The 23,055-nt window shown below is 60.0% G+C and carries 21 protein-coding genes, 2 pseudogenes and 1 riboswitch; of the genes and pseudogenes, 5 read left to right on the top strand and 18 right to left on the bottom strand.

The features are described from left to right. Positions 1-53: 53 nt before the first annotated feature. The 13 genes and pseudogenes from modA to moaA form a co-directional block, all read right to left on the bottom strand. On the bottom strand, positions 54-782 hold the full coding sequence (modA, locus tag ACTG20_RS08785; RefSeq protein WP_194495826.1) for a molybdate ABC transporter substrate-binding protein: 729 nt from the start codon (positions 780-782) through the stop codon (positions 54-56). Positions 783-869: 87 nt separating this feature from the next. After that, positions 870-1,343 carry a molybdopterin synthase catalytic subunit MoaE gene (moaE, locus tag ACTG20_RS08780; protein ID WP_064340972.1) on the bottom strand — a complete coding sequence of 158 codons (474 nt, stop codon included), beginning with the start codon at positions 1,341-1,343 and terminating at the stop codon, positions 870-872. Positions 1,344-1,345: 2 nt separating this feature from the next. Continuing rightward, complete coding sequence (gene moaD, locus ACTG20_RS08775; protein ID WP_107685090.1) at positions 1,346-1,591, bottom strand: molybdopterin synthase sulfur carrier subunit; 246 nt, start codon at positions 1,589-1,591, stop codon at positions 1,346-1,348. Continuing rightward, positions 1,588-2,112, bottom strand: a complete 525-nt coding sequence (gene moaC, locus ACTG20_RS08770) for a cyclic pyranopterin monophosphate synthase MoaC (RefSeq protein ID WP_194495827.1) — start codon at positions 2,110-2,112, stop codon at positions 1,588-1,590. Before moaC ends, moaD begins: the two co-directional genes overlap by 4 nt. 9 nt (positions 2,113-2,121) lie before the next feature. Further along, positions 2,122-2,628 carry a molybdenum cofactor biosynthesis protein B gene (gene moaB, locus ACTG20_RS08765; protein WP_005344126.1) on the bottom strand — a complete coding sequence of 169 codons (507 nt, stop codon included), beginning with the start codon at positions 2,626-2,628 and terminating at the stop codon, positions 2,122-2,124. A 242-nt stretch (positions 2,629-2,870) separates the two neighbouring features. Continuing rightward, positions 2,871-3,461 (bottom strand): cytochrome c3 family protein, encoded by a 591-nt coding sequence (locus ACTG20_RS08760; RefSeq protein WP_005353459.1) that lies wholly within the window; start codon positions 3,459-3,461, stop codon positions 2,871-2,873. An 11-nt stretch (positions 3,462-3,472) separates the two neighbouring features. Further along, positions 3,473-3,928, bottom strand: coding sequence for a nitrate reductase cytochrome c-type subunit (locus ACTG20_RS08755; protein WP_005334452.1), 456 nt, complete (start codon positions 3,926-3,928; stop codon positions 3,473-3,475). Beyond that, positions 3,928-4,802: pseudogene (napH, locus tag ACTG20_RS08750) on the bottom strand (quinol dehydrogenase ferredoxin subunit NapH). The gene ACTG20_RS08755 and the pseudogene napH overlap by 1 nt, the downstream one beginning before the upstream one ends. Continuing rightward, positions 4,799-5,536 (bottom strand): ferredoxin-type protein NapG, encoded by a 738-nt coding sequence (napG, locus tag ACTG20_RS08745; RefSeq protein WP_064340968.1) that lies wholly within the window; start codon positions 5,534-5,536, stop codon positions 4,799-4,801. The pseudogene napH and the gene napG overlap by 4 nt, the downstream one beginning before the upstream one ends. 16 nt (positions 5,537-5,552) lie before the next feature. Continuing rightward, positions 5,553-8,042 (bottom strand): nitrate reductase catalytic subunit NapA, encoded by a 2,490-nt coding sequence (gene napA / locus ACTG20_RS08740; protein ID WP_194495829.1) that lies wholly within the window; start codon positions 8,040-8,042, stop codon positions 5,553-5,555. Between the two features lie 101 nt (positions 8,043-8,143). Continuing rightward, positions 8,144-8,398, bottom strand: coding sequence for a chaperone NapD (locus ACTG20_RS08735; RefSeq protein WP_031227438.1), 255 nt, complete (start codon positions 8,396-8,398; stop codon positions 8,144-8,146). A 29-nt stretch (positions 8,399-8,427) separates the two neighbouring features. Continuing rightward, the gene (napF, locus tag ACTG20_RS08730; protein WP_088869499.1) at positions 8,428-8,970 is read right to left on the bottom strand and encodes a ferredoxin-type protein NapF; all 543 of its coding nucleotides are present in this window, start codon (positions 8,968-8,970) and stop codon (positions 8,428-8,430) included. 239 nt (positions 8,971-9,209) lie between these two features. Continuing rightward, positions 9,210-10,205, bottom strand: a complete 996-nt coding sequence (gene moaA, locus ACTG20_RS08725) for a GTP 3',8-cyclase MoaA (protein WP_194495830.1) — start codon at positions 10,203-10,205, stop codon at positions 9,210-9,212. Beyond that, a riboswitch (molybdenum cofactor riboswitch) is annotated at positions 10,193-10,333 on the bottom strand. Its footprint overlaps the gene before it by 13 nt. Before the next feature lie 78 nt (positions 10,334-10,411). Here moaA and narQ point away from each other — a divergent pair. The 3 genes from narQ (at position 10,412) to ACTG20_RS08710 (ending at position 13,441) form a co-directional block, all read left to right on the top strand. After that, positions 10,412-12,124, top strand: a complete 1,713-nt coding sequence (gene narQ, locus ACTG20_RS08720; RefSeq protein WP_005334468.1) for a nitrate/nitrite two-component system sensor histidine kinase NarQ — start codon at positions 10,412-10,414, stop codon at positions 12,122-12,124. Continuing rightward, positions 12,124-12,762, top strand: a complete 639-nt coding sequence (gene narL, locus ACTG20_RS08715) for a two-component system response regulator NarL (protein ID WP_005334471.1) — start codon at positions 12,124-12,126, stop codon at positions 12,760-12,762. The genes narQ and narL overlap by 1 nt, the downstream gene beginning before the upstream one ends. Before the next feature lie 103 nt (positions 12,763-12,865). Next, on the top strand, positions 12,866-13,441 hold the full coding sequence (locus ACTG20_RS08710; RefSeq protein WP_005334473.1) for an LON peptidase substrate-binding domain-containing protein: 576 nt from the start codon (positions 12,866-12,868) through the stop codon (positions 13,439-13,441). 248 nt (positions 13,442-13,689) lie between these two features. Here the strand turns inward: ACTG20_RS08710 and ACTG20_RS08705 are convergent. Both ACTG20_RS08705 and ACTG20_RS08700 read right to left on the bottom strand, forming a co-directional pair. Continuing rightward, a pseudogene (locus ACTG20_RS08705) lies at positions 13,690-15,785 on the bottom strand (ATP-binding protein). A gap of 31 nt (positions 15,786-15,816) precedes the next feature. Further along, positions 15,817-17,001: an FIST signal transduction protein gene (locus ACTG20_RS08700; RefSeq protein ID WP_194495831.1), complete on the bottom strand. Its 1,185-nt coding sequence runs from the start codon at positions 16,999-17,001 to the stop codon at positions 15,817-15,819. Between the two features lie 113 nt (positions 17,002-17,114). Here ACTG20_RS08700 and ACTG20_RS08695 point away from each other — a divergent pair, with 113 nt between their 5' ends. Then, a complete protein-coding gene (locus ACTG20_RS08695; RefSeq protein ID WP_005334480.1) occupies positions 17,115-18,029 on the top strand; it encodes a gluconeogenesis factor YvcK family protein in 915 nt (304 codons plus the stop codon). Between the two features lie 42 nt (positions 18,030-18,071). On the opposite strand, the gene ACTG20_RS08690 is transcribed toward ACTG20_RS08695, so the two are convergent. The 3 genes from ACTG20_RS08690 to lpcA all read right to left on the bottom strand — a co-directional run bounded on the left by ACTG20_RS08690 (position 18,072) and on the right by lpcA (position 20,251). Continuing rightward, positions 18,072-18,407: an Hpt domain-containing protein gene (locus ACTG20_RS08690; protein WP_194495832.1), complete on the bottom strand. Its 336-nt coding sequence runs from the start codon at positions 18,405-18,407 to the stop codon at positions 18,072-18,074. 291 nt (positions 18,408-18,698) lie between these two features. After that, on the bottom strand, positions 18,699-19,508 hold the full coding sequence (locus ACTG20_RS08685; protein WP_194495833.1) for a class II glutamine amidotransferase: 810 nt from the start codon (positions 19,506-19,508) through the stop codon (positions 18,699-18,701). A gap of 164 nt (positions 19,509-19,672) precedes the next feature. Next, positions 19,673-20,251 (bottom strand): D-sedoheptulose 7-phosphate isomerase, encoded by a 579-nt coding sequence (gene lpcA / locus ACTG20_RS08680; protein ID WP_005334485.1) that lies wholly within the window; start codon positions 20,249-20,251, stop codon positions 19,673-19,675. A gap of 255 nt (positions 20,252-20,506) precedes the next feature. On the opposite strand from lpcA, the gene fadE reads away from it, so the two are divergent. Next, positions 20,507-22,963, top strand: a complete 2,457-nt coding sequence (gene fadE, locus ACTG20_RS08675) for an acyl-CoA dehydrogenase FadE (RefSeq protein ID WP_194495834.1) — start codon at positions 20,507-20,509, stop codon at positions 22,961-22,963. The last annotated feature ends 92 nt before the right edge of the window (positions 22,964-23,055 follow it).

Raw genomic sequence — 23,055 nt, 5'->3', positions numbered from 1 at the left:
GAGTGGCCGACCCGAAGGCCGACCACTCAGGGTATCGCATCAGGCCCATCCCCTTATTGGGGCAAGGCATAACCAGCTGCCTTGATCTGCGCCTGACCCGGCCCCTTGAGCCAGGCGACCAGCGCCTCGACCGCGGCACCTTTCTTCAATACCAGCCCCTGCTGCTCGATGGGAGGATAGAAGCTCGCTGGCACTGCCCAGGCTTCACCAGTCTTGCCCGCCTCAACCAGATTGGCCCAGGCGACAAAGCCCAGCTCGGCATTGCCGGTGTCGACAAATTGCCAGGTCTGGCCGATGTTGGCGCCGGTCAGCAACCGGTACTGCTTGGGATCGATCTTGAGATGGGTGAGGGTAGCCATGGCGGCTGCACCATAGGGAGCTGTGCGGGCATTGGCGATGGCGAGGTTGCCTTTCCAGCTACGCAGGGTCGCCTCGTCAGGGGCCGGCCCCCCCTTCTTCCACAGCCCCAGCTGGCCGATGGCGTAGGTGAAGCGATCGTTCCCCTTGCCCTCTTTTTCCAGCTTCTCGGGGGTCGCCGCATCGGCGGAGAGGAAGAGATCGAACGGCGCACCGTGACTGATCTGGGTGTAGAGCACTCCGGTAGCGGCTGACGATATGGCCAGGGTGTGGCCGGTCTTGGCGGTGAACTCCTTGCCGATACGCTCGATAGTGCCCTTGAAGTTGGCCGCCACGGCCACTTTCACTTCATCGGCCTGCACGGCACCGGTATGCAAGGTGGCGGCGCAGACGCCGGCGATGACAACAGATAACAGCGGTTTCATTCCCTTTCTCCTGATGGGGCCCGCACATCCGCGCCCCTTGGCGGGGCCGTGGTTCCCGTTGAACCTGCGCCCCTCGTGATGAACAGGTCAGGCTTGCCAGCGGGCAGCGGCGGCGTTGTCGCTCTCTTTGGCCTCGACCCAGCGTTGCACACCCTCGGCGGTCAGCTCTTTTTTCCAGAACGGCGCCCGGGTTTTCAAGAAATCCATGATGAAGTGACAGGCGTCAAAGGCGGCGTCGCGGTGGGCACTGCTCACCGCCACCAGCACGATTTGATCGCCAAGCCACAACTCGCCGATACGATGAATGAGGGTACACTCCTGCAGCGGCCAGCGGCGGCGGGCCTCCTGAACGATATCGGCCAGCGCCTTCTCGGTCATACCGGGGTAATGCTCGAGGGCCAACCCCTTCACCTCCTCCCCCTGATTGAAGTCGCGAACCTTGCCAACGAAGGTGACGATGGCGCCACTGTCGGGGCGGGTGGCGAGACGGGCATATTCGTCCGCCAGCGAGAAATCCTCCCGCTGCACCAGAATGCGATCGGTCATGGTTGCCTCGCTCATCCTTAACCTCCGGTCACCGGTGGGAAGAAGGCCACCTCATCGCCATCATTGATGGGGGTATCGAGGGGCACCAGGGTCTGATTGACCGCGACCAAGAGCTTGCCAGCTTCCAGCGCCAGCGCCCACTTGTCGCCGCGCTCACAGAGCGCCGCGCGCAGTTGTTCGGCGGTGGCGTAGTCGCACGGCAGGTTCAGCTCGTCACACGCTACCAGCTCTCTTACTTGCGCAAAAAACAGTACCTTGATCATGCTTGTTCCCCGCTCGTTGAGCCCAACTGAAAATGGCCAGACTTGCCGCCTTTTTTCTCTACCAGCCGCACCTGCTCGATCACCATGTCCTTTTGCACCGCCTTGCACATGTCGTAGATGGTCAGCGCCGCTACCGACGCGGCGGTCAGTGCCTCCATCTCGACACCAGTCTTGCCGGAGAGCTTGCAGAGGGTGCGGATATGCACCCGATTCTGCTCGGGCAGCGGCACTATCTCCACCTCGACTTTGGTCAAGGCCAGCGGATGGCAGAGTGGGATCAGATCAGAGGTCTTCTTGGCGGCCATGATACCGGCGATGCGGGCGGTGGCGAACACGTCACCCTTGTGGTGCTGGCCGCTCAGGATCAGCGCCAGCGTCTCGGGGGCCATGGTAACAAACGCCTCGGCGCGGGCTTCGCGCTCGGTCACCTGCTTGTCGGTCACATCCACCATATGGGCTTCGCCGCTCTGGTTCAGATGCGTCAGGTTGGGCTGGGTCTGCTTGGGATCGGTCTGGTTCATCGTTTGCTCTCAGAGGTGGGAGACAAAGTTGCACGGCTTGGTGCGGGCATCGAGCTGATCGCGGATCAGTTGCTCCCAACCCAGCTGACAGGCGCCGGTGGAGCCGGGCAGACAGCAGATCAGGGTGCGATTGGCGAGTCCCGCCAGCGCACGGCTCTGCATGGCGGAGCCTTTAATCTCGGCAAAAGAGAGCTGACGGAACATCTCGCCAAAACCCTGTACGGTGCGCTCGAACAGCACACCGACCGCTTCCGGTACCCGGTTCTGTTCATTGAAGCCGGTACCTCCGTTAATCAGTACCACCTGCACCCCCTCATCGGCGATCCACTCGCTCACCCGCGCGCGGATGCGAAACAGGTTGTCCGGGCAGAGTGCCCGATCGGCCAGCTGATGGCCCGCGTCGGTAAGGGCCGAGACCAGATAGTCGCCCGAGCTGTCATCGGCGGCGGTGCGGCTGTCGGAGACCGTCAGCACGGCGATCTTGAGGGGAATAAATGCGTTGTGTTTCTGTCCCATCGGGCAGCTCCTTGTGGCTATGGGCCGTCAACGAGGCAGGAAGAGAAGGGGTATGAGAGGCCAGCTGTCAGGGCGCAAAAACGGACGCAGACAGGGGTGACCAACTTGCTCAAGCGTGTGACGGCGGGCTGATTCTATCAAAGGTTTCACGAGATATGGGATTTAAAAGACACACAAATCTGATGCTTGTCCCATATATGAACAAAACGCAGGCCGGGCAAACCCGGCCTGTCGTCGCAGGATCAGAACCCTTTCACCCCGGTCATGTCGGGCAGCTGGTGAGCTATCCCCTTGTGACAGTCGATGCAGGTACTTTCACCACTGGCCAGATTGGTAGAGTGCATCTTGGCGGCACGCTGCCCCTGCAGGGAGAAGTCCATGTACTCGAAGTTGTGGCAGTTGCGGCACTCGCGCGAATCAGTCTCTTTCATCCGCTGCCACTCCCGCTCCGCCATCTCGCGTCGGTGTGACTCGAACTTCTCGCGGGTATCCACCTTGCCGGTGATCATGCCCCACAGCTCCTTGGAAGCCTGCACTTTGCGGATGATCTTGTAGGTCCACTCATGGGGTACGTGACAATCCGGGCAGCTGGCCCGCACACCGGAGCGGTTAGCGTAGTGGATGGTATCGCGATACTCCTCGAACACGTTGTCCTTCATCTCGTGACAACTGGTGCAGAAGGCCTCGGTGTTGGAAGCTTCCATGGCGGTGTTGAAGCCACCCCAGAAAATCACGCCACCGAAGAAGCCCATCAGCAAGATGACCCAGAGAGCCGCCTTCGATGGTGACTTGAAGGTGGTCCACAGACGCTGGATAAAGCCGGGTAATTTCATCTATGGATTCCTCAGTTCAGCGCTTCAACCGGTTTAAAGGTATTTTCCACCAGCGGCTTGGCATCCGCTTGCGGTACATGGCACTGCAGGCAGAAGTAGCGACGCGGCGACACTTCACCCAGGGTCAGGCCGTCGCGGGTCTCGAAGTGAGTCGGACTGATCTTGGGGGCCTTCATGGCACTGGCATTCTTGAAGCTGTGGCAAGCCAGGCACTTGTTGACCTTGGTATCCACCTCGTAGTTGCGAATGTCATGGGGGATCAGCGGCGGCTGATGCATGTACTGGCGATCGTAGGGCGCGCCATCCTTGCGGAAGTTTTTCAGGGGCGCGGCGGTGGCATCGGTCACCAGATCGGTGGCGCCACGCTCGGACTTGAGGCCACCGGTACTGTTGGTGATCTCGGGGGCCGCTGCCATCAAGGATCCCGCCATCAGGCAGGCCAGCATTGCTCCAATCAGCTTTTTCATTATTTGTTCTCCGACGTTTTTTCTGCCTTGACGGCAAAACCTACAGTGATTTCAAAAACTTGTTCCGCGCAGACATCGATGCAGCGGCCACAGTTGGTACACTCCTGAGCCGCAATCAAGGGCCCGTGACCGCGCTTGGCACCGTGAACAGGCCCGCGCAGGATGGGACGCTCCGGGCAGACCGCATAACAATCCATGCAGTTGTTGCACCGCTCGCGCCCCTTGGCAGAAATCTTGATAAATCCGACCCGGTTGACCAGGGCATAGAAAGCCCCCACTGGACAGAGATGACCGCACCAACCCCGCTCAACCACGAAGAGATCGAACAGGAACAGCGCTGCAAGCAGGGCCCAGCCAGCCCCCATGCCAAACAGCAGACCACGCATGGCGAGTGACACCGGATTGACCAGCTCCCACGCCATCACCCCGACCACCGCTGGCACCACCAGCACCATGGCCAGCAGCCAGTAGCGGGTCGCACGGCTGAACTGGCCATTGCCCTTGAGGCCAAGGCGCACCCTGAGCCAGGCTGCAGCATCCGTGATGAGGTTGACCGGACAGACCCAGGAGCAGAACACCCTCCCCCGACCAGCCAGTAACCGGCCAGTACAATGGCAGCCCCCAGCCAGAGAGTGGTGATGGGCCAGTGACCCGCCGCCAGCGACTGCAACAGCGTGAGGGGATCGGTCAGCGGCACCGTCTCCAGCAACAGCGAGCTGGAGAGGTTGCCCTTGAGGATCCAGATACCCACCAACGGCCCCAGCAAAAACAGCCCGAGCACGCTGAACTGACTCAGCCGACGCAGCAGCAGGAAGCGGTGGGAACGCCACCAACCCAGCTTGATGCGAGCCTCTTCCCCCGGATAACGACTCATAACCCCTCCGGTTTGCGGGTGGGCAGGGTGAGTCTGTCGCCGATGAGCGACTTGTTCCCCGCCTTGGCCTTCTCTTCCCAGCCGAGCCGGTAGTGATGACCCAGCTCACCTTTGGCGAGCTGGCGTGGCACCACCTTGATGGCCGCTTCCTCCAGCACGCAGGCATGCTCGCACTTGCCACAGCCGGTACAGACATCGCTGTGTACCGTGGGCAGGAACATGGCATGCTTGCCGGTGCGCTGGTTATGCTGCAGCTCAAGAGTGATCGCCTTGTCAATCAGCGGGCAGACCCGATAACAGACATCGCAGCGCAGACCCAGATAGTTGAGACAGGTCTCGTGATCGATGAGCACTGCCACCCCCATCCGGGCCTGATCGATGTCGGTCATCTGCTGATCCAGCGCCCCGCTCGGACAGGCCACCACACAAGGGATGTCATCACACATCTCGCAGGGCACGGCACGCGCCTTGAAATAGGGGGTACCGGTGGTCACAGGGTCAAACAGCCGGGCGAGCTTGAGGGTGTCGTAGGGGCACGCCTCAACGCAGAGCCCGCAACGCACGCAGGCGCTGAGGAACTCTGTTTCATCGAGGGCGGCAGGCGGGCGCAGCGCCTGGGCAGGCACAGCTTGCGCCTGCTGGCGGGCCATGCCACCTAGCCCCACGCCAAGCAGGCCCACACCGCAGGCCCCCTTGGCCATGTCGGCCAGAAACTGGCGACGACTACGACTCATCTCGCACTCCCCCGCCTTAAGCCTTCATCACCTTGACGGCGCACTTCTTGTAATCGGTCTCTTTCGAGAGTGGATCGGTGGCGTCCAGGGTCAGCTTGTTGACCAGCTGGCTGGCATCAAAGAAGGGCATGAACACCAGTCCTTTCGGCGGACGGTTGCGACCACGAGTCTCGACACGTGTCTTCACCTCGCCACGGCGGGAGGAGACGATCACCTCTTCACCACGACGCACGCCGCGGGCCTTGGCATCGTCCGGGTGCATGAAGAGCACCGCATCCGGGAAGGCGCGATAGAGCTCGGGCACCCGACGGGTCATGGTGCCGGTGTGCCAGTGCTCCAGCACGCGGCCGGTGGAGAGCCACAGATCGTACTCTTTATCCGGCGACTCGGCAGCGGGCTCGAACGGCAGGGCGAATATGACCGCCTTGCCATCGGGCTTGCCATAAAAACGTAGCCCCTCGCCCGCTTTCACATAGGGGTCGAACCCTTCACGATAGCGCCACAGGGTCTCTTTGCCATCTACCACAGGCCAGCGCAGACCACGGGCTTCGTGGTACTGATCGAACGGCGCCAGATCGTGACCGTGGCCACGACCGAAGGTGGCGTACTCTTCGAACAACCCTTTCTGGACGTAGAACCCGAAGTGCTCGGCCTCGTCGTTCAGCAGACCTTTGCTCTGCTCTTTCGGGAACTGGTTGACCTGACCGTTGGCATAGAGCACGTCGAACAGGGTTTTGCCCTTCACTTCCGGCATCTTGGCAATCAGCTCAGCCGGCCACACTTCCTCAACCTTGAAGCGCTTGGAGAACTCCATCAGCTGCCACAAGTCGGACTTGGCCCCTTCCGGCGCTTTCACCTGCTGGTGCCAGAACTGGGTGCGGCGCTCGGCGTTGCCGTAGGCCCCCTCTTTCTCCACCCACATGGCGGTGGGCAGGATGAGATCAGCGGCCTGGGCAGTGACGGTCGGGTAAGGGTCAGAGACCACGATGAAGTTGCGCGGGTCGCGATAGCCAGGCAGGCGATCGGTATTCATGTTGGGGCCGGCCTGCATGTTGTTGTTGCACATCACCCAGTAGGCGTTGAGCTTGCCATCTTTGAGCATGCGATCCTGCAGCACGGCGTGGAAACCCACCTTGTCGGGAATGGTCCCCTCCGGTAGTTTCCAGATCTGCTCGGCAATGGCGCGGTGCTTGGGCTCGGTCACCACCATGTCGGCAGGCAGACGGTGGGCAAAGGTACCCACTTCACGCGCGGTACCACAGGCAGAGGGCTGGCCGGTCAGTGAGAAAGGACCATTACCCGGCTCGGAGATCTTGCCGGTCAGCAGGTGGATGTTGTAGCAGAGGTTGTTGGCCCAGACGCCACGGGTATGCTGGTTGAAGCCCATGGTCCAGTAAGAGACCACCTTCTTGCTCGGATCGGCATAGAGCTTGGCCAGCTTTTCCAGCTTCTCTTTGGAGACGCCGGAGAGCTTGGAGACCGACTCCACATCGTAATCCGCCACGAACTTGGCAAACTCCTCGAAGGTCATCGGCGTGGCATCGCCGCTGTCCGGGTTCTTCGCTTTCTGCTGCAGCGGATCGGTCGGGCGCAGGCCGTAACCGATATCGGTGACCCCCTTCTTGAACACGGTGTGCTTGTTGACGAAGTCCCAGTTCACCTTGTCGTTCTGGATGATGTAGTTGGCGACATAGTTGAGGATCGCCAGGTCGGTCTGCGGGGTAAACACCATGCCGTTGTCCGCCAGCTCGAAGCTGCGGTGCTCGAAGGTCGAGAGCACATGCACCTGCACATCCGGGTTGGAGAGACGGCGATCGGACATCCGCGACCAGAGGATGGGGTGCATCTCGGCCATGTTGGAGCCCCACAGCACGAACGCATCGGCCTGCTCGATATCGTCGTAGCAGCCCATCGGTTCGTCCATGCCGAAGGTACGCATGAAGCCAACGACCGCAGAGGCCATGCAGTGACGGGCATTGGGATCGATGTTGTTGGATCGGAAACCGGCCTTCATCAGCTTGGCGGCGGCGTAACCTTCCCAGACGGTCCACTGGCCGGAGCCGAACATGCCGACGGCGGTCGGCCCCTTCTCTTTCAGGGTCGCCTTGAACTTCTCGGCCATGATGTCGAACGCCTGATCCCAGCTGATGGGGGCGAAGTCGCCATCCTTGTCGAACTGGCCGTTCTTCATCCGCAGCATCGGCTGGGTCAGGCGATCCTGACCGTACATGATCTTGGAGAGGAAGTAACCCTTGATGCAGTTGAGGCCACGGTTGACCGGTGCATCGGGGTCGCCCTGAGTCGCCACGACCCGACCATCCTGAGAGCCCACCAGCACGGAGCAGCCGGTACCGCAGAAGCGGCAGGGAGCCTTATCCCAATGGATGGCAGTCTTGTCGGTACTGGTGATGAGATTGGCTGCCAGCGTGGGGGCACTGACACCGGCCACGGCAGCGGCAGCTGCCACCGCGTTGGCCTTCATAAAGTCGCGTCGACTCAGCTTCATGGCATATCCTCACATTGCTTATCGCGTAATAGTTGTCGAATCTGTCGAACGGGAGCCAGCCATCAGCGGCAGAGGGCACGCCCGGCATCCCATCACTCTTTTCAGTGACCGCCCAGTTCATCGAACTGGTGGTAAATCAGGGCGGCTGAGAGCACACCCGGCATCGCCTGTATCGCATCAATGGCCGCCATGATCGGCCGCTGGCTCGGACCTTCCAGGGTCACGACCAGCTTGCCCTCGTCACTGACGGCGTGGATCTCGGCCCCTTCAAGGGCGCCAATCTGCTCGGCGAGCTGATGGCGCAAAGGGGGTTGGGTCAGCACCACCAGACTCGATACATGGAACTCCTGATCCATTGTGGCTTCTGTGTCACACGGCTTCTGACTCATTCTGACTCCTGCTTGAGGGTGGGCTGGCTCGCACCACCGGATGGGGCGGCTCGCCCGTCGACCTTGATGCTGCCAACCGGACAATCCTGCACACAGGCGCCGCAGCCATTACAGCGATCCGGCTCGACCGTCGGGGTGGGCACACGCCCCAGCACCGGAATAAAACGAATGGCATTGGGCTCGCAGCTGTCCTGACAGCGCTGGCAGAACACCTGACCATTGGCCAGACAGTTGGCCTCGATATGGGCCTTATAGTGCCAGGGGGACTCGCTGGTCGGGCGAAACACAGGCGCCTTGCAGACCGTGGCGCACTCGGTGCAGAAGGTGCATTCGCCACGCTGGAAATCGACCACCGGAAAACCGCCCTCGCCATTCACCAGGATCTGCTCCGGACAGGCCGCCAGACAGTCCCCGCAGCGGGTGCAGTCGGCGACAAATGCCGACCAGTTGACTGACCAGGGCAACTGCACCGGCGGTTCGGCAGTTCTCAGCCGCCCCCGGAACAGGCCGCGGCGGGCAAGATCGATCTCATCCGGCATGTTGACTCCTGTTCTGGTGAAAAAGGGGACAGTGCGAGTCCATGATTGGCATTCTTGATACCAATTATAAGAGTGGGTGTATATTGCGGCCCTGACAAGGTAAGGGATATACCACCAGGGAGATAAACAGGGGGGATTCTTGCGCCAGATCAAAGCCTTGCAGCGCAATAAAAATGGAGGTATCGGTTAAAATACCTCCATGTGAGGATTGCTATTTAATCGTTGGCGATTTTTTGCGGTTATCCGCCGATCGAGGCGAGATGAGGGGTGATACCGGCATTGCCCTCATGGAGACGATGGGTAGCACTCTTGCCCGCCAGTGCCGCGCGAATGCGCTGTTGCAGCTCATCGGATTGTCCATCTGCGCCGAGCAGATCCCGCAGGTCGATGCCGTTGTCACCAAACAGGCACAGATGCAGCTTCCCCAGCGAGGAGACCCGCAGCCGGTTGCAACCGGCACAGAAATCCTTGCTGTAGGGCATGATGAGCCCCACCCCACCTTGCGAATCGGGGTGCATAAAGACCTGCGCCGGACCGTCATCCGTGCCCCGCAACTGCTGCACCCAGCCGCTCTCCAGCAAGCGCTGTTTGATCTGCTCGCCGCTGACATGGTGGTCACGAAACAGGGTATCCATCTCGCCGGTCTGCATCAGCTCGATAAAGCGCAGCTCGATAGGCTTGTGCCTGATCCAGCCCAGAAAGGCATCGAGCTGGTAGTCGTTGAGCCCCTTGAGCAGCACCGCATTGATCTTCACCGATTTGAAACCGGCGGCCAGTGCTGCTTCGATCCCCTCCATCACCTCGGCCAGCTTGTTCTCTCCGGTGATCTGGTGAAACTGGCGCGGGTCGAGACTGTCGACACTGACATTCAGCGCGTTGAGTCCGGCATCAAACCACTCCTGAGCCCGCTCCTTGAGGCGATAGCCGTTGGTGGTCATGGCAACTTTCTCGATGCCCGGGGTGGAGGCAATCACCTTGACGATCTCGGTGAAATCGCGGCGCAGGGAGGGCTCGCCCCCCGTGATGCGCACCTTGCGGGTGCCCATGGCGGCAAAACCGCTGACCACGCGGCGGATCTCGTCAATCGAGAGAAAGGGTTGACGCCCCGCTTTGTGACCTTCGGGGGGACGATAACCGTCAGGCAGGCAATAGGTGCAACGGAAATTGCACACATCGGTCACCGACAGACGCAAATAGTAAAAACGACGGGAAAAACCATCTTCAAGTGGCAACATAAACACCTTTCCAAATACGGGAGGCCAGGGCATTTCTTTCCTGACCCTTACAGCTCGAACGTCGGCTGACGGCTGGTTTCCCCCTATCGCTAGGACTTAGGCAAAACCGCTCGGAGTTCATCTAGTTTTTCGATGCTAACACAAGTTGGAGTACACTCCCACGCATCTTGCGGGGTACTTATCACTATTCAGAGGTGCGCATCAGTATGGGAAAACGGTTCAGGGTCCATTCGGTCAGCAGTGCCATTGGCCGCGCCATGGTGTTGATCCTCTTCATGGCCAGCCTGATCGCGCTGGTCGCCATGGTCACCCTCTTCTACTCGGTACCCGATGCCAAGGCGATCAACCTCTCCGGTTCGCTGCGGATGCAAGCCTACCGGATGGCCTACGAAATCGAGCGGGGCGACAGCGTGCTGGGGCGCCTCTCCCAGTTTGAAGAGACCCTGCACGCCGAAGAGCTGCAGGAGACCCAGCGCTGGATCACTCCTGCCTCCCTGCGTCGCACCTATGGCGAGGTGCTCGGCCAGTGGCAGGTAATGCGCCAGCACATCGAGGATCGCACCCCCAGACGGTACACCGATAACACCGAGCAGTTTGTGGCGGCCATCGACAATTTCGTCAATCAGATGCAGTACCACGTGGAATTCAAGGTGAGGATGCTGGCACTGGCAGAGGGGCTCGGCCTGCTGGCCATCATCACTATCGCCTGGTTCACGGTGCGCTTCACCCGCCAGCAGGTGGTCGCCCCCCTCAACCAGCTGGTCTACTGCGCTCGCCAGATCCAGCGGCAGGATTTCGATCTTAAGCTGCCCGCCCACGGCGAAAACGAGCTGGGGGAACTGTCGCGCGCCTTCGTCACCATGGCCGACGAGCTGGGCAAGCTCTATCGGGAGCTGGAAAACAAGGTGGAAGAGAAAACCGCCAAGCTGCAACAGGCCAACGACACCCTCTCGTTTCTCTACTCGACCGCCCAGAAGCTGCACGCCGCCCCGCTCAGTACCCGTACCCTCATCAAACTGCTGGACCGAGCCGCCGCCCACCAGCATATCGACCATATCCGGCTGACCCGCTTCGAGCACAACGCCATGCCGGTCTACATCTCGGGGCGCACCGGCTGGCCCGGCGATCTCGATGCGGTCGCCAGCTTCTATCTGCAGATGGATGAACAGGAGTTCGGCCGCCTCGACATCATCAGCCAGCACCCCATCGATGAGCGGTTGATCAAGAACTTCACCATGCTGCTGGCTCAGGTGCTGCACAAAGACCAGACCCTGCTGCAACAGCAGCGACTGCTGCTGATGGAGGAGCGGGCGGTGATCGCCCGGGAGCTGCACGACTCGCTGGCGCAGGCCCTCTCCTATCTCAAGATCCAGTCCACCCTGCTCAAGCGCTCTTACGCCAAGGGGCAGCATGACAAGGCGCAGGAGGCGATGCAGCAGATCGACGAGGGGCTTAGCAATGCCTATACCCAGTTGCGCGAACTGCTCGGTACCTTCCGTCTCACCATTGGCGATGCCAATCTGGGGGAAGCGATCCGCGTCATGCTTGATCAACTGCAACCTCAGACCCAGGCCGAAATCCGGTTCCATTACGGACTGGCCGACAACGACCTGGAGGCGGGCCAGCATATCCACATTTTGCAGTTGATCCGTGAGGCAGTGCTCAATGCCATCAAACATGCCAACGCGCAAGTGATTGATGTTAGCTGTGAGACCCTCGCCAGTGGTAACATCGAGGTTCAGATTTCAGATGACGGTGTCGGGATCGGACTCGCCAGCTCGGCGATCAATCATTACGGGTTGAGCATCATGAACGAGCGCGCCAGCAAACTGCACGGTCTGCTGACCATCAACGAGCAGCAACCACAAGGCACCTGCGTGCATCTGACCTTTCCCACCAGTCTAGCGAGAGACGCCTGATGGACGAGATGAAATACACAGTTCTGGTCGTAGATGACCATCCCCTCATGCGCAAAGGGATTGTGCAGTTGCTGGCTCTGGAAGAGAACATGGAGGTGACAGGTGAAGCCTCCAACGGCACAGATGCCGTGGCACTGGCCAAAGAGTCCGAGCCGGACCTGATCCTGCTCGACCTCAATATGAAAGGGCTCTCCGGCCTCGATACCCTCAAGGCGCTGCGGGCCGAAGAGATCACCTCCCGGGTGGTGATCCTCACCGTCTCCGATGCCCGTCAGGATGTGGTGGCTTTGCTCAAGGCCGGTGCCGACGGCTACCTGCTCAAGGATACCGAGCCTGATCTGCTGCTGGCCCAGCTGGCCGACGTGATGACCGGCAAGCAGATCCTGAGCGAACCGCTGCGCCCCTATCTCGAAAACATCTACGAGCTGGATCACCTGCAGCAGAAGCTGGAAAGCTTAACGCGTCGCGAAATGCAAATCCTGCGCGAAATTGCAAAAGGCCTCTCCAACAAACAGGTCGCCTCGGTACTCCATATCTCCGAGGGAACGGTCAAGGTTCACGTGAAGAGCCTGCTGAAGAAACTCGAGGCGCAAAGCCGCGTGGAAGCGGCTGTCATGTATCTGGAGCAGCGCAACTAAGCGCCCTCAACCTCCCGAAAAGCCACCCTCCGGTGGCTTTTTTCATTCTCTGGCACAGTCGCTGCATTGTCATATTCAGCAACTACTCAATGGAGGATGGAACATGAAACTACAACCTTTGGCACTGTTCCCCTTGCCTTCCCACATACTGCCGGGCGGCAAGCTTCCTCTGCGTCTGTTCGAGCCACGCCACCTGCAGATGCTCAAGGAGTCATTCATCAACGATCAGGGCTTTGGCATCGTGATGGAAGAGTCGACCACCTCGGGACAATCCGGCCGCATTCTGCCGGTGGGCACCCGGGTCAAGGTGACTGACTTCTACACCCTTAATGATGGCCTGCTGGGGGTGACGGTGCTGGGACTGGAGCGCTTCTGTATCCACGAGATGGAAACAGACGAGATGGGCCTGCGCCGGGCCAAGGTGGAGATGCTGCCCAACTGGCCGAGCACCCACTCAGATTTCAACGACAAGCTGCTGGTCAATCGCCTGCGGGAAGTGTTCGAGCAGTATCCGGAGCTTGATGAGCTCTATCCGGACAAGCGCTTTGAAGATGCCGCCTGGCTCTGCCAACGCTGGCTCGAGATATTGCCGATGCCGATTTATGAAAAGCAGATGCTGATTGCCAAACAAAACAGCGAAGCAGCCCGTAAATTCCTGCATCGCCTGATTTCACAATGACAAAAACAGCGTTGCAAAATGCAAATATTCCAACAATGAAAATGTGAAATTCGCATTTTGCGAGTGAGTAGGAACGCAGAACGCCATAACAAGAGAGAGCCGCTGCGCTAAACGGCCAAAATTGAACACAAAAGAGTCTAAAAAAGTTGGCACAGATTTTTCATATAGATTGATACAACCCGATTTATCCCGTGCTCTCTTCAGTATTTGCTGAAGAACTGGTCAACCCACAAAGTTGACCATTTTTTTTATCCGCGCGTCGGCAACCGCTGACCGAAGTGACGCTGCAAACACTCTCTCAGCCGTGACAAGGTGATAGGCTTGGCGAGAAAGTCATCCATCCCCTGCGCCAGACAGCACGCCTTGTCCTCCGCCATCGCATTGGCCGTCAGGGCGACGATAGGCATGGTGCATCCCAACTCCCGCAACCGGCGAGTCGCTTCCAGTCCGTCCATCAGGGGCATCCGCATATCCATCAGGATCAAATCGGGGAGCTGCTCATCCACCTGCGCCAGCGCCTCCAGACCATTGGCAGCCAGCCGTACCTTGCCCACCAGTTTTTGCAGCATCAGCGACACCACCAACTGATTCACCGGGCTGTCCTCCACCACCAGCACATCCAGTGGCAGCAGTGCCGAAGCCCCCTCCTCCCGCTGCGGCTGGCTATGGCAGGGTAGCGCCATGCCGGGCAGTTCGAACCAGAAACAGCTTCCCTTGCCCGGCTCGCTCTTCAGGTGGATCTCTCCCCCATAAGCGTCACCAGACGCTTGCTGATGGCAAGACCGAGGCCGGTACCGGAAAAACGCCGGGTGGCCGAGTTGTCGACCTGGGAGAAGGGTTCAAACAGCAGTGCCTGATCCGCATCAGCGATCCCGATCCCGGTGTCGGAGACCGAGATCAGCAGCTTCTCATCCTGCCAACCCAGATGCAGTGTCACCTGCCCCTGTTCGGTAAATTTGAGGGCGTTGTCCAGCAGATTGCCCATCACCTGAGACAGACGCATCGGATCCCCCTGCAACTCCCGGGGGACCGACTCATCGACCCGATAAACCAGCGCGATCCCCTTGGCGGTCGCGCGAGCTTGCAGCGGCTCGACCAGAGATTGGCAAAGCTGGACGGGTTGCAGGGTCTCGCAGTGAAACACCAGGGTTTGCGACTCGATTTTCGAAAAATCGAGCACGTCGTCGATGATGGTTTGCAGCAATCTGGCCGAGTGGGTGGCATGGCGCAGCAGGCTCTGTTGCTCCGGCGCCAGCTCGGCATGCTGCACCAGATCGAGCATCCCCAACACCGCATTCATGGGCGAGCGGATCTCGTGGGTCATCATGGCGAGAAACTGGGACTTGGCACGGTTGGCCGCTTCGGCCTCATCCCGTGCCCGCGCCAGCTCCTCTTCACGGCGGATCTGGTTGCTGATATCCCGGGCAGTGCCGCGATAACCAATAAACAGGCCATCATGGTCAAAGCAGGGCTCGGCGCTCACCTCCATCCAGCAGGGGCCGTGTTGCAGCGCAACCTGCATCCGCACCCCTCGCACCGGCTGGCGCAGCTCCAAAAGCTGCAGGTATTTCTGGGCATCGCAGCTCTGCTTGTTGCAGACGTAGTCATAGAGGGTCGGCCGGGTCGCCTGCGGGGTCATCTCATCCAGATAACCCGGCTCTGAGGCATAACTGAGGCGATGCTCGGCATCTGTCTCCCAGAACCAGTCAGAAGCCATGGCGGCGAAGCTGCGAAAACGGCGTTCGCTGGCCTGCAGCGCCTCGGTTTTTACCGCGACCTGCTCCTGCAAGCGGGCCCGATAGGTGATGTTGACCAGCGCTTGGGCGATAAGCGGACGGCAACGCTCCATGGCGGCCTTGCTGGTGAGATCGAAGGTGCCCGCCCGAGCGTGGCGGCAGATGAGGGTAGCGGTAAAGCCGGGGGCCTGCAGCCCGGTCAGCATCACGCTGGCCCAGCCCGGCTCGCTCGCCAGCGGCGCAAGCTCAGGCAGCTGGGCGGGATCGTAAATCACCAGGGTTTCACCCGAAATGGCGCGGGCAAATGCCGGGGTCATGCGCCAGCTGCGGGCTGATAGCATTGGCTCGGTACTGAGGTGGGTACTCCCCTGCTCCCCTTCCCAGGCCACTACATCCGCCTGCTCAAAGCCGATAAAGGGTTTAAGCACCTGGATAAGGCTCTCCAGCACCTGCTCCAGCGTCTTGGCATCGGCGAGGGTGGCAACGCCCCCCAGCAGAGTCTGAGACTCGTGACGATACTTGGCCTCGCGCTCGCGGCAACGCATAAGGTCGACCAGCGTGGTCTGCAATTTGTCGCCGAGGGCTTCCAGTTCACTGTTGCCAATCATCTTGTTGCCTGCTCTGTTATGTTCTGCCGACTCAACGGGTCAGGAAAATCACGCTCGATACCATCAGGTTGCCGTGGGCCAGCTCGCCATTGGGCAGCCGCCCCTGCTCGCCGAAGGTAAAGGGGGTGATAAAGGGGATCTTGCCGAGGCGAGCCTGGCTCTGCTCGACAAATTGGCACAACATATCACCTAGCGCCAAACGGCAACCAGCACAAAAGATGATGAGAGCGCCGATAGGCTGCAATTCCACATCGACCCCATACCCTGGCTCAACGCGCATGGCATTGAGGCTGCGCTGCAGCAACCCTTCCTGACTGCTGTACATCAACAGCAGACGCTCCCCTTGCACCACATCGGTAAAGAGCCGCAGCCCGCCCTGTTCGGTCACAGCTTCGGGATGGGAGAGTTTGTAGTAAGGAATGCCATCCAGCGCTCCCACCTGACGAGCCAGCGGGGTGAGCGTGGTCTCGCGCAAAATCGCCCCCACCGGCCAGGGCTGCTCGCGCCCGCACCAGCGGGCATAGACCTCGGCAGCAGGCTGGTGATCGATGGTGAGTACCTCCCGCCCGTTGCAGGCGGTGATCTCGCCACTGAATTCGGCAGGCACATAACCGGAGTGAAACTGAAAGGCCAGCTGGCAATCGGGATAGAGCACCGCCAGACCGATGCCATCCTGACTCACCGCCTCATCCCAGCAGATCTGCCAGTCACCGCTGACACTGCTATCAGCCGCCGATCCACCGACCACCGGCACCGAGGCACCGAGTTCGGCCTCGATACCGGCCAGCAGCCCCTCTTCCTTGCCGGGACTGGCATGAAACAAGATCAGCTGGGGCAGCTCGCCCGGCCGACCACAGTCGCTCATGGCTCGGCGCAGCAACTGTCGCACATCCACCCCGTCACCGCTGGCACCGGCTACCCCGAATGCCCCTTTCTCATCGTACAGGGCAGCAACGGCCAGCCCATATCCGTCTCGGGCGTGGTGTCCCATCTCGGTCATGACACCACCGCAAGAGCTGCACCCAAGCAGGCGGGTCGTCGGGAACTGGCGTTTGAGCGCGTCGCGCAGTATCGCCCCGTCATGGGCTTGGGTAAAATAGAGTAACAGCAGGGAGGGGGCCTGATCGGCATGGTGGCGCAGCTGCGCGCAGATATCTTGGGCCGCCAGCGATGAATTCTGGGCGAGGGAGTGAACGGTCAGAAATTTCAACACCATCTCCTTGTTTTATCGAATGGCAGCCTCAAGCAAAAATCATACCTTTATCAAACAATTATCTCGCTTCGCTTGCTAACATAGCGGTCAACTGAGACCAATAACAGGACGCCCATATGTGGCAAAAAAACATCAATGACTTCGATCGGGTCGTTGCCATCGGTGGTGGCCATGGCATGGGACGAGTGCTTTCGTCCCTCTCGTTTCTCGGTCAACGGCTCACCGGCATCGTCACCACCACAGATGATGGCGGCTCGACCGGACGCCTGCGCAAGAGTCAGGAGTGCATCGCCTGGGGCGATCTGCGCAACTGCCTGAACCAACTGGTGACCGATCCCAGCATCGGCAGCCTGTTGTTCGAGTACCGCTTCGCCGGCAAAGGCGAGCTGGCGGGCCACAACCTTGGCAACCTGATGCTGCTGGCGCTCGATAATCTCTGTGTCCGTCCTCTTGATGCTATCAAGCTGATCAGTGACATGCTCAAAATCGAGTCACAATTGCTACCCATGTCTGAATTTCCCACCGATCTCTGCGCCCATATGGAGTGTGGCACCCAGATCCTGGGAGAGGTATCCATCGATCAACTGGCAACACCACCCCTCTCCCTCGGCCTGATGCCGGAGGTGCAAGCGACCCGCGAAGCGGTGCTGGCACTGCAGCAGGCAGACATGATCATTCTGGGGCCGGGCAGTTTTCTCACCTCCATCATGCCGCCACTGCTGCTGGCCGAGATCGCCCAGGCCATCAACGAGAGCAGCGCCATGCTGGTTTTTGTTTGCAATCTGGTGGCGGAAAACGGCCCTGCCAGCCAGCTGGATCTGATGAGTCAGTGTCGCTGGCTGGAATCCCGGGTCGGTCAGGGTCGGCTGGATGCCATCCTGGCCCCACAAGGCGCGGGTGATGCGGGGGACTGGCAAGGGCGAGTGATCGAAGCCGAGCTGGGCGAGCTTGAGCTGCCCCATCGGCACGATCGGTTGAAGCTGAAACTGGCGCTGGACCGGATCATCCAGCAACTGCTCAACCAGCGTTAGGCAACGGTCACGGCGCCCCGGCATCCCTGCATAGCGCCGCCGTTACTGATAATCGGCAAGAAACGCCAGCACCCGGGGCAAGGAGGCCTCCAGCAGTTGCAACTGGCGCTCTGCCTCGGCCACATCCGCCTGCTTGCTGGCCATCTCCAGCGCCATCACCTGCTGATAACTCGGCATGGCGCCATAGCTGCCACAGGATGATTTCATGCTGTGCGCTACCCGAGCCAACGCCTCCCACTCCCCCTGCTCATAGAGGGGTCTGAGCTGACTCAGCTGCTCGCCCACCTCTTCAATAAAGACTGCGATGACCACGGGCAGCATATCCGGACCGATATCCTCTGCCAGCTGCTGCAACACCTTGCGATCCACCCACTCCATGCGAGGCTCCTCCTGAACGGTATTCAAACAGACCATACTATAGATAGTTTTCGATGTCGTGGCTCACGGCCAGGCAGTGATGAAGCACCCGATTGGATGGCTCAGGGAATAAAGTGGCAAAAAATGTGATCAGTATCGAAATAGCGATGCTGAAATGCACGTCAAGACAACAACTTGATTGCCACAAATTAACAATTGATCAACACTCAATGCCGTCAGAGTGATGATGCTCAGCAACACCTCTCATCCCTTTTGCCTTTTATGGCTGCTGCGAAGAACCAGGGTAGGTATCTACCCTGGTATTTTTTTATCTTGCTCAAGCACGACCTGGTTGGTCGCCACCCGCTCCCCCATGCGAAACAGATTGAATTCGCCGGGCGCCATTTTGACCCAATTCTCGTTGCCGGTCAGCGGACGGGTGGTGATCAGGGTCACCACATCGTTGGGGGTGGTCTCCCTTTGAAAGTCGATCACCACCTCCTCATCCAGCAGGCTCGCCTCGCCAAAGGGCGCACAGCGAGTCAGCCAGTGCAGGTTGTTGCTGCAGTAGCTCATCACATACTCCCCGTCCGAGAGCAGCATGTTGAACACTCCGAATGCTCTGAGCTCGTCACACAGGGTGGCGAGATAGCGAAACATGGCGGGAAAGTTGGCCGGACGCTTGGGATATTTTTGCTCCAGCCGATCGAGCAGCCAGCAGAAGGCGTGCTCGCTGTCGGTATCCCCCACCGGACGGTGGCGACCAGTTGGCAGCTTCTTGTAGCCGGTGAGCTGACCGTTGTGAGCGAAGGTCCAGTAACGGCCCCACAGCTCACGGGTAAAGGGGTGGGTATTTTCCAGCGACACGCAGCCACGGTTGGCTTGCCGAATGTGGCTGACCACGGCGCAGCTCTTGATGGGCAGCGCTTGTACCAGTCTGGCGATGGGAGATTGGGCGCTGGGCTCGGGATCCTTGAAGGTGCGAAAGCCCTTCCCCTCGTAGAAGGTGATCCCCCAGCCATCCTTGTGGGGCCCGGTCTTGCCGCCGCGCAGCATCAACCCGGTAAAGCTGAAGCAGATATCGGTCGGCACATTGGCACTCATGCCGAGCAGTTCGCACATATCCGGCAGACTCCTTTCATGATTTGGCTTGTGTCATGTTCGACCAGCACGCTGGTTCGACAGACCGCAGGGGAAGGCGCAATCCCTTCCCCTGTGACTGGCAACAACCGGCAGATGGCAAACCATGCAACCGGTGATGCCCTTGTCTGGTGACGATGGCCTGATTACTTGGCCATCTCTTTTTCGACCAGCTGGATCAGGATGTGGATCACCTTGATGTGCACTTCCTGAATACGGTCGGCATAGCCAAAGTGCGGCACCCGGATCTCGACATCCGCCAGACCTGCCATCTTGCCGCCATCCTTGCCAGTCAGGGCGATCACTTTCATCCCTTTGGCGCGGGCCGCTTCGATGGCTTTCAGGATATTGCCGGAGTTGCCGCTGGTGGAGATGCCAAGCAGCACGTCGCCACGGCGGCCGACCGCTTCTACGTAGCGGGAGAAGACATAGTCATAGCCAAAGTCGTTGGAGACGCAGGAGAGGTGGCTCGGATCGGAGATGGCGATACCGGCATAACCTGGGCGGTTCTCGCGGTAACGACCAGTCAGCTCTTCGGCGAAGTGCATGGCGTCACAGTGGGAGCCACCGTTGCCACAGGAGAGCACCTTGCCCTCTTCTTTGAAAGAGTCGGCCAGCAGTTTGGCGGCCGCTTCGATGTTTTTCAGGTTCTGCTCATCAGCCAGGAAGGCCTGCAGCACGCTGGCAGCTTCGGTCAGTTCATTGCGGATCAATTCTTGGTACATGATGTCTCTTCCACTGTTTTTAGTGTGCGTGTAGATCGCGGCTATTCTCGCACAAGCGAATCGCACAGTCGCCCCCCTGCGAGCCACAGCGCTGGCGGCGCGTGAGCGTTATGGGGATCACAGAGAGAAGGTAATGAAGATGTAAACAGCTTGATAACTTTGTGCGTATGAATTACAACAGGGGCCATATCCAACAGGTCAGACCTCTGGATCAGTTACGCCACGTTGGCAACCTAACCACGCAAGGAGCAAGCAATGACGACGACCCTCACTCTGCTCGGGGTGATCCTGGTTATCGGAGCCCTGGCCTATCGCCGGGCATCCCTGTTCATCTCCACCCTGGTCACCGGCGCCGCCCTGGTGCTTGGCACCATCTATGGTCATGTGCCCTTGCTGGTATGGGCGCTGTTCGCGGTGATCGCCATCCCGCTCAATCTGGTGGAATTTCGCCGCAATCAAATAACCAAGCCGCTGTTCAAGATCTACAAATCGATCATGCCGGAAATGTCCCGCACCGAGAAAGAGGCGATTGAAGCGGGCACAACTTGGTGGGAAGCCGACCTGTTCGCGGGCAACCCAGACTGGAAAAAGCTGCACGCCATCCCGGTCAGCACCCTCTCTGCCGAAGAGCAGGCCTTTATGGATGGCCCGGTCGAGGAAGTGTGCCGCATGGTGAGCGACTGGGAAGTGACCCACGAGCGCGCGGATCTCTCCCCCGAGGTGTGGCAATACCTGAAGGACAACAAGTTCTTCGCCATGATCATCAAGAAGAAATATGGCGGTCTGGAGTTCTCGGCCTACGCCCAGTCCTGTGTCCTGCAAAAGCTGTGCGGTGCCAGCGCCGTGCTCGCCTCCACCGTCGGCGTGCCCAACTCGCTGGGCCCGGGTGAACTGCTGCAGCACTATGGCACCGACGAGCAGAAAGATTACTACCTGCCCCGCCTGGCGGTAGGTAAAGAGATCCCCTGCTTCGCCCTGACCAGCCCGGAAGCGGGCTCTGACGCCGGCTCCATCCCCGACTTCGGTATCGTCTGCAAGGGCGAGTGGGAAGGCAAAGAGGTGCTCGGTATGCGCCTCACCTGGAACAAGCGCTACATCACGCTCGCCCCCATTGCTACCGTGCTGGGTCTGGCCTTCAAACTGCGTGACCCCGAGCACCTGCTGGGAGAAGAGGAAGAGCTCGGCATCACCTGCGCCCTCATTCCCACTCACATCAAGGGTGTCGGCATCGGCCGTCGCCACTTTCCGCTCAACGTGCCGTTCCAGAACGGTCCGACCCAGGGCAAGGATGTGTTCGTCCCGCTCGATTTCATCATCGGTGGCCCGGCCATGGCCGGTCAGGGCTGGCGCATGCTGGTCGAGTGCCTGTCGGTCGGTCGCGGCATCACATTGCCCTCCAACAGCACAGGTGGCGTCAAGATGCTGGCCCTGGCGAGCGGCGCCTATAGCCGCATCCGTCGCCAGTTCAAGCTGCCTATCGGCAAGATGGAAGGGATTGAAGAGCCGCTGGCCCGCATCGGTGGCAACGCCTATATCATGGGCGCCGCAGCCAACCTGACCGTGACAGGTATCGACCTTGGCGAGAAACCCTCGGTCATCTCCGCCATCGTCAAATACCACCTCACTGACCGTGCCCAGAAGTGCATCATCGATGCCATGGACATCCACGGCGGCAAGGCCATCTGCATGGGCCCCAACAACTATCTGGCCCGTGGCTATCAGGGTGCCCCCATCGCCGTTACGGTGGAAGGTGCCAACATCCTGACCCGCAGCATGATCATCTACGGTCAGGGCGCTATCCGCTGCCACCCGTATGTACTGCCGGAGATGCTGGCCGCCAGCCATCCCGACAAGGAGCAGGCGCTGAAGGATTTCGACAAGGCGGTGTTCAGCCACGTCGGCTTTGCCATCAGCAACCTGGTGCGCAGCTTCTGGCTCGGTATCACCGGCGCTCGCTTTGCCGCTTCACCGTACAAGGACCAGACCAAGGGCTACTACCAGCAGCTCTCCCGCCTCTCGGCCAACCTGGCGTTCCTGTCAGACATGGCGATGGGTACTCTGGGTGGCGAGCTCAAACGCAAGGAGCGGGTCTCCGCCCGTCTTGGCGACGTGCTGAGCCAGCTCTATCTGGCCTCCAGCGCCCTCAAGCGCTATCAGGACGAGGGACGCCAGCAGGCCGACCTGCCGCTGCTGCACTGGGCACTGCAAGATGCCATGTTTAAGGCACAAGAGGCGATTGACGAGCTGCTGCGCAACTTCCCGAACCGCTGGATTGGGCTTGCCCTGCGCGCCGTGGTGCTGCCGCTGGGTCGTGACCTGAACCGTCCATGCGACAAGCTGGACCAACAGGTTGCCCGTCTGCTGCAAACCCCGAGCGAGACCCGCAGCCGCCTGGCCAAGGGGCAATACCTGACTCGCGAAGAGGGCAACCCCTTCGGTCTGCTGGAGCAGGCCCTCGATGACGTACTGGCCGCCGAGACGCTGTTCGAGAAAGTCTGCAAGAGCGATGGTATCAAGCGTCCCTTCATGGCGCTGGACAAGGTGGCCGACATCGGCCTGGCCGCTGGTGTACTGACCCAGAGCGAAGCGGAACTGCTGCGCCGCGCCGAGGTAAGTCGCCTGCGCACCATCAACGTCGATGATTTTGACCCCATCGATCTGGTGGCCAACAAGAAGCTGTTTGAAGCCTCCGCTTACCATCACGCGGCCTGATAACCAGCTATCGACAACGCCTCCCTTGTGGAGGCGTTTTTTTATCTTCTCTCACCCCTATCAATGGCCTCCAATGCCATTGCCCGCGTTCA

This window comes from Aeromonas sp. 84A, assembly GCF_051919345.1.
In the GTDB taxonomy this organism is placed as follows: Bacteria; Pseudomonadota; Gammaproteobacteria; order Enterobacterales; family Aeromonadaceae; genus Aeromonas; species Aeromonas veronii.
This window is presented reverse-complemented; position numbering and strand designations above follow the sequence as displayed.